This is a genomic window from Bradyrhizobium uaiense, assembly GCF_010811875.1.
Classification (GTDB): Bacteria; Pseudomonadota; Alphaproteobacteria; order Rhizobiales; family Xanthobacteraceae; genus Bradyrhizobium; species Bradyrhizobium uaiense.
Map to the genome: position 1 here is coordinate 1 of NZ_VKHP01000598.1, position 414 is coordinate 414.

General features: G+C 68.6%; 1 protein-coding gene. It reads right to left on the bottom strand.

Features of this window, described 5'->3' with window-relative positions:
- Window positions 1-295: ATP-binding cassette domain-containing protein (locus tag FNJ47_RS54140; RefSeq protein ID WP_347341829.1), on the bottom strand; the 295-nt coding region annotated here is incomplete at its 3' end.
- Window positions 296-414: the final 119 nt, after the last annotated feature.

A 414-nucleotide genomic window follows, 5' to 3' on the forward strand; every position in this document is an offset into this window, starting at 1 on the left:
CTGGGCATAACAGCCGGATGTTCTGGAAGGTGCGCGCGATGCCGCACGCCGCACGACTGACCGGCTGGCCCGCGGGCAAGACTGCGTCGCCGAGCGTCATGCTGCCGGCCTTCGCGCCGTAATAGCCCGAGATCACGTTCAGCGTCGTGGTCTTGCCGCTGCCGTTCGGACCGATCAGGCCATGGATCCGGCCGGGCGCGACGTCGAGGTCGAGGCCGTCGATCGCCTTCACATTGCCGAAGCTGAGCGCGATGCCGCGCAGCTGGAGCGTCTTGCCGCCCTCGCGACGGCGCACGATGTCGGCGAGCGCGGCCTGGTCGACCTTTCTCTACGCGGTGCTGCTGCTTGTGATCGTGCTGGTGATGCCCGGCGGCCTCGCCGCGCTGCTCGATTTTCGCAACCGCCGTCCGCTTG